Origin of the sequence: Pontibacter flavimaris, from assembly GCF_001907195.1 — a bacterium.
Taxonomy (GTDB): domain Bacteria; phylum Bacteroidota; class Bacteroidia; order Cytophagales; family Hymenobacteraceae; genus Pontibacter; species Pontibacter flavimaris.
This window is the reverse complement of sequence record NZ_LVWA01000005.1, coordinates 1,005,324-1,011,323: the sequence shown is the minus strand read 5'-3', so window position 1 is coordinate 1,011,323 and position 6,000 is coordinate 1,005,324. Positions and strand designations below refer to the sequence as shown.

General features: G+C 54.5%; 5 protein-coding genes and 1 tRNA gene. All 6 read left to right on the top strand.

The window, feature by feature from the left end; genetic code table 11:
* Positions 1-544 precede the first annotated feature (544 nt).
* The 6 genes from A3841_RS12595 (at position 545) to A3841_RS12570 (ending at position 5,941) form a co-directional block, all read left to right on the top strand.
* Positions 545-1,609: a PA0069 family radical SAM protein gene (locus tag A3841_RS12595; RefSeq protein ID WP_073852611.1), complete on the top strand. Its 1,065-nt coding sequence runs from the start codon at positions 545-547 to the stop codon at positions 1,607-1,609.
* A 51-nt stretch (positions 1,610-1,660) separates the two neighbouring features.
* Positions 1,661-2,506, top strand: coding sequence for a DUF3298 and DUF4163 domain-containing protein (locus A3841_RS12590; RefSeq protein ID WP_083610330.1), 846 nt, complete (start codon positions 1,661-1,663; stop codon positions 2,504-2,506).
* Positions 2,507-2,584: 78 nt separating this feature from the next.
* A complete protein-coding gene (locus tag A3841_RS12585; protein WP_073852609.1) occupies positions 2,585-3,382 on the top strand; it encodes an FRG domain-containing protein in 798 nt (265 codons plus the stop codon).
* An 81-nt stretch (positions 3,383-3,463) separates the two neighbouring features.
* A complete protein-coding gene (locus tag A3841_RS12580) occupies positions 3,464-4,564 on the top strand; it encodes a hypothetical protein (RefSeq protein WP_235861388.1) in 1,101 nt (366 codons plus the stop codon).
* A 304-nt stretch (positions 4,565-4,868) separates the two neighbouring features.
* Positions 4,869-5,759 (top strand): transglutaminase domain-containing protein, encoded by an 891-nt coding sequence (locus A3841_RS12575; RefSeq protein ID WP_073852608.1) that lies wholly within the window; start codon positions 4,869-4,871, stop codon positions 5,757-5,759.
* Positions 5,760-5,869: 110 nt separating this feature from the next.
* A tRNA-Glu gene (locus A3841_RS12570) sits at positions 5,870-5,941 on the top strand.
* Positions 5,942-6,000 lie beyond the last annotated feature (59 nt).

The window sequence follows — 6,000 nt, the reverse complement described above, 5'->3', positions numbered from 1 at the left end:
CCCTCAAGGCCGGGAGGCCTCGCCTTCGGGCATCGCGCTGGGAGCTTTTCCTGCCCTCGTGCCTCGGGCTGCCTCACTAGCGTTCGTCACCGGAAAAACTCGCATAGGCGCTCAACCCAAAGGCTGGGATCAGATTCGATAGCAGCGGCTTTTGCTACGGAGCAAGTATAAGTGGAAATGATTTTATACTTTGTCTCTTTTGTCCTTAGTCACAAAGTCTTTCGTTCGAAATTCCTGATAGATTTCTCACAGCTACGCTGGCTCTCTTCGGCTCCCGCCTCAAGAGTACTCGAGATGACAGGTGAAGTAGTAAGTACGGCCCCCCTCCTTGGACAAGGAGGGGCAGGGGTGGTTGGATTCGATACTGCAGAGCTCCCTCCCCTGTTCTTAGGGGTGGGGTGAAAGGGGAAGAGGTGGTTGAACATGGTACCGCAAGTATAACAGAGGAGAACAAACAGATTAATGTACATCTATGGATGTGTTTTCAGACAACAAATAACTAATTTATTTAGTATTTCTAATTATATTAGCATATTTGTAAATAATGATAAAAGCAGATGATTTCCTGAAAGGCCGCGGCGCCCAGTATAACCCAAAGAACCCTTACCTCAAGCAGGCGTATGTGGCCGAGCACGTGGAAGGGCTGGACGAGCCGATGCTGAGCAACTCCAAAACGGAGTTCCTGCCGGAGTACCCTAAGAACGTGGTGAACAAAGTGGACAGTCCGGATGTGGGCCTGGGCTACTCGCTGAACCCGTACCAGGGCTGCGAGCACGGCTGCGTGTACTGCTACGCGCGCAACTCGCACCAGTACTGGGGCTACGGCGCCGGACTCGACTTTGAGCGCAAGATCATCGTGAAGGAAAACGCCCCGGAGGTACTGGCCCGTCAACTGGAGAGCCCCGCCTGGCAGGTAATGCCGATCATGCTGGCCGGAAACACCGACTGCTACCAACCCATTGAGGCCAAAAAGCGACTCACGCGCCGTATCCTGGAGGTGTTGCTGCAGTACCGCCACCCGGTCAGTATGATCACCAAAAATGCCCTCATACTTCGTGACCTGGACCTGCTGCGGGAACTCAACAAGTATGACTTGGTGCACGTGAGCATCAGCATCACCACCCTGGACGAGAAGCTGCGGCAGAAACTGGAGCCGCGCACTGCCTCAGCGTCCAGGCGCCTGGACGTGGTGCGCCAGCTGAGCGACGCGGGCATACCTGTGAATGTGATGACGGCGCCTATCATCCCCGGCCTCAATGATTCTGAGATTCCCGCCCTCGTGAAGGCGGCCGCAGATGCCGGCGCGAGCAATGCCGCTTACACTATGGTGCGGCTTAACGGCAGCATCGGGCCCATCTTCGAGGATTGGATACAGCAGGCCTTCCCGGACCGGGCGCAGAAGGTTCTGAGCCAGATTGCCGACTGCCACGGCGGCCAGCTGAACGACAGCCGCTTCGGGGTACGCATGCGCGGTGAGGGAAAATTTGCCGATCTCATTAGCAAGCTTTTCCGGGTGAGCATGCAGAAGTACATGGCCGGGCGAAGTATGAAACCCTACAACTACAGCCACTTTTGCCAGCGCAAGGGCAAGCAACTGGGGCTTTTTTAAAGTGTAGATTGAAAGTAAATCGCTATATTTCCTGAGCAGAAACGCCACCCTATGCTCAAACCCACTTTTTATACTTTGGCACTCGCCGCCGCCATACTTACCGGCTGCCAATCCAGCGCCGGGGAGGAAGCCGCTACCAGAACGCATGTGCAGGAGCAAACAGCAGAACAGCCGCTCTCCTTCCGTTCCCAAACCATAACCCGGAAGTCCAGCTATTGCAGCCAGGGCCCGGAAGCCTGCGCAGAGGCTACCATCACCTACCTGGAAGCCATGGGCGGCAACGAGGCGCTTCGGCAAAGTATAAACCAATACGTCCGGCAGCAGATCCTGAACCTGCAACTAGATAACAACCCGGATGCAGACACCACGGCAACAGACCAACTTGCTGCAGCAAGAGTGGCTGAGGCCTTTGTGAAACAGCAGGAGGACTTTCTTATAGCTATGGAAGAAATACCGGCTTCCGCAGCCTGGTGGCTGAAGGTGAAGGTAATGGCAGCTTACCAATCGTCTGCTGTCACTACACTGACTGTCAGCAGCTCTACTTATGCTGGCGGCGCTCATCCCAATACCTACCTCAGCCTGCAAAGCTTTGGCAGCAACGGCCAAAAACTACGCCTGGCCGACCTGGTGCTTGACACGGTGCAGTTGCAGCAGCTGGTAGAGCAGGAATTCAGGCGCATAAGAGATTTGGAAGTTGGGATGCCCTTAGTAGAAGCAGGGTTGTTTGTAGAAGGCAATGCACTTCCGTTGCCACGGCAAGCGGGCCTTACTCCGGAGGGACTCAGGCTATACTATAATGCCTATGAAGTAGGTCCGTATGTTTTTGGGGCCACCGATATCCTGCTGACGTACCAGCAGCTGGATGACTTGCTGCGAGACAAGTATAAACCGGATTAAGAACGGCAGCCCCCTCATGTTGCAACCTGCAGGCGCTGCCACAGTAAAAAACCTATGAAACACCATCCTCCACAGCCTATGCAACACGGACATGACATAGTAGTAAACAACTGGGCGGAGCTTCAGGCAGCCCTCTTCGATCATACCTGGGACGACACGATCAACCGCTTCCGCTCCTCCTATGTGTACCGGGGCACCTGGAGCAAGTCCTTTGACCTGCGCACGAGCATCACCCGCATCGGGCCAAAGTATGAGGAGCTGGAGCCGCACCTGCTGCGCAACTTCCGCAAGTATGCCCACAGCAACTCCACCCCCGGCGGCTCGATCTGGAACTGGCTGGCAGTGGCCCAGCACCACGGCCTGCCCACCCGCCTCCTCGATTGGACCTACTCCCCTTACGTGGCGCTGCACTTTGCCACTGCCGACTTAGACCAGTATGATCAGGATGGGTGCGTGTGGTGCATCAATTATGTTAAGTCCAGCGAGCACCTGCCGCCCACGCTCCGCAACACCCTCAAAGAAGAAGGCTCCAATGTGTTTACCCCGGAAATGCTGGAACCGGCGGCTCCCTCGTTCAAAGCCCTCAAAAGCTTTCAGGACGAGGAGTACGTGGTGTTCCTGGAGCCACCGTCGCTGGATGCGAGGATTGTGCACCAGTACGCACTCTTCTCCATGATGTCGGACGTGAAGGCGGAACTCAGCCACTGGCTCCAGCAGCACCCCGATCTATACTTCCGCGTCATCATTCCGAAGGAGTTAAAATGGGAAGTGCGGGACAAACTGGACCAGGCCAACATAACGGAGCGCGTACTAATGCCGGGCCTGTCGGGCCTGAGCCAATGGCTGAAGCGCCACTACACCCACTCCGATGTTTAAACTAAATAATGGACCGGGCAAGTATAAATACACAGGAAATGTATAACTTAAGGCACGCTTACACTTTTAATACACGAGTTGATGAATCTGTGCCGAAAGATGCGTGTGAACCCCTTCTCACGCCCTGCTGAACCCCAAACCCCTGTCAAAAAAATTACCGCCTCCTCTTTTATTCGTTATACTTCCGGGGCCGTCCTACTTGGGGCGCTGCTCCTCAACACCGCCTGCATGCAGGAGCAGGATGCCAGTGCCGCCATTCAAAACGCAGTGCCCGTAGCCGTGGCAAATGACGCAGCCGCCACTACGCCGGCTCCTCCCATGGCGGAGGCCCCTGCCAGTGCTGCGCCTGCCGTGTCAGAACCTGCTGCGTGGAGCTATCCGGGCCCCGAGCCACTGCCCGGCGCCATACTTCCCGGCAAGCGCATCATCGCCTTTTACGGCAACCTGCTCTCCACCCGCATGGGCATCTTGGGCGAGCTTCCGCCTGAGGAAATGCTGGCCAAACTGGACGAGGAAGTAGCCAACTGGACCAAAGCCGACTCGCTGACACCGGTGCAGCCCGCCCTGCACGTGATTGTGGTAACCGCCCAGGGACACCCGAGCGCCGGCGGCAAGTACAGGCTGCGCATGAGGCACAAGATGATAGACGATGTGCTGGACCTGGCCCGCCAGCGTGATGCTCTTGTTTTCCTGGACGTGCAGGTAGGCCACAGCACTCTGCAGGAGGAATTGCCGCATTTGGAGGAATACCTGAAGTTGCCCAACGTGCACCTGGGCATTGACGCCGAGTTCTCGATGAAGAACGGCAACGTGCCCGGCCGCAGCATCGGCACTTTTGATGCGGAGGACATCAACTACGCCACCGGCTACCTGGCCGGCTTGGTCAAGGCCCACCAGATTCCGCCTAAACTGCTCATCGTGCACCGCTTCACGCAGCGCATGATCACCAATTACAAAAATATAACCCTGAGACCGGAGACGCAGGTGGTCATGCATATGGATGGCTGGGGCTCCCCTGCGCTTAAAAAGGACACCTACCGCCGTTACATCGTCAAGGAGCCGGTGCAGTTCACGGGGTTCAAGCTTTTCTACAAGAACGACCTGAAGAACAACTCACGCCTGATGGCGCCGGAAGAAATAACGGCGCTTTCGCCTAGCCCGATGTACATTCAGTACCAGTAGCACAGCTGATAGTTGAGGCACATGATATAGGTCATGTTTTATAATAAAGCGACGAGGTATATTGCCTGTAGTTAAGCAGAGCACAACACCGACAAAGTATAAACCACTGACTAGCAGATGATTTTACATCGGACAAAGCTATAATCGAATTGAAAGGGAAAGAGACCGCGAAAAAAAGGCGAAAATTTAAGCTCTGGCGGGAGTAAAAAGGCCTGGAATTTGCGTTAGGTCAGTAGAGAGTATAAAATGTGATCCTGCTAAACTACTCTTTCCCCGAAGCATCCAACCTTTAAAAAGGATAAACATGACGCACTTCCTACACCACAACCTTTTGAACTTTGCAGTGCGGTTCATCCAGATCATCATTGTGTTTCCGATGGCCGTATTACTTAGCTTCTACGTAGAGCCCTTTGGCAACATGAACTACGAACTGCATTTTATGCTCTGCCTGATGGTGGCGGCGGCGGTTTCTGTGCTGGTCACAAAGTATAGCCGCAAGCTGATCGTGCTGATGTTCATTGGCATACTTGGCATGTTTGCGTTCAACAGCACCTTTAAGGCCCAGACCTTTGAGGGTATCTACGACGATTACAATGCCATGCTGGTGAACATGACGAGCAACCCGCACAAGGTTTCATACTTTAAGCCGGTGCGCGGCACCTACTTCCAGAACCAGCGCGTGAAAAGCTCTATGCAGCCTACCCACCCCAGGGTACGGGCCTTCGCGGTGGAGAACTCCACCCGTTTCTTCCATGACGAGTACTACCGCAAATTCGGGAAAGTGACGCGCTATTTCTCGCTTTTCAAGCACATACGCCAGAACTGGCGCTACGTGAACGACCCGCTCGGCATGGATTACTACTCGCCCCCAACCGAGAGCATGCAACTGCTGGCCGGTGACTGCGACGACTACTCCATCCTGATGGCCTCGTCTGTGATGGCTATAGGCGGGGAAGCCCGCATCGTGATTACCCAGAACCACATGTATACTGAGGTGAAAATGGGCCACGTGGATGATCTGGACAAGATCAGCTATGCCGTGCGCACGCTCTTCCCGGATGAGGTGGCAGATGGCAAGATTCACTTCCACGAGACCGGGGAGGACCTTTGGATCAACTTCGACTACACAGCAGAGCACCCGGGCGGGCCTTTCCTGGAACCAGAGCTATACAGTGTAATCTCTTTTGAGAAATAAAATTATTTTGCTCTAAGCCAGCTGTTTTACGTCCAGGGCCAACTTTTTTACAGCTGTCCCATTGCGGATAAAAAAACACCCGCTATATTTGCACCACAATCAGACAGAACGGCCCGTTCGTCTAGGGGTTAGGACGCCAGATTTTCATTCTGGTAACAGGGGTTCGATTCCCCTACGGGCTACTACAGCAAAAAAGCCGCTCCACATATAATGGAGCGGCTTTTTTTGGTTCGATAATTTT

Coding starts and splice junctions, on each gene's coding strand:
- A3841_RS12575 (WP_073852608.1), top strand. CDS start 4,869: ATGACGCACTTCCTACACCACAACCTTTTGAACTTTGCAGTGCGGTTC.
- A3841_RS12590 (WP_083610330.1), top strand. CDS start 1,661: ATGCTCAAACCCACTTTTTATACTTTGGCACTCGCCGCCGCCATACTT.
- A3841_RS12595 (WP_073852611.1), top strand. CDS start 545: ATGATAAAAGCAGATGATTTCCTGAAAGGCCGCGGCGCCCAGTATAAC.
- A3841_RS12580 (WP_235861388.1), top strand. CDS start 3,464: ATGAATCTGTGCCGAAAGATGCGTGTGAACCCCTTCTCACGCCCTGCT.
- A3841_RS12585 (WP_073852609.1), top strand. CDS start 2,585: ATGCAACACGGACATGACATAGTAGTAAACAACTGGGCGGAGCTTCAG.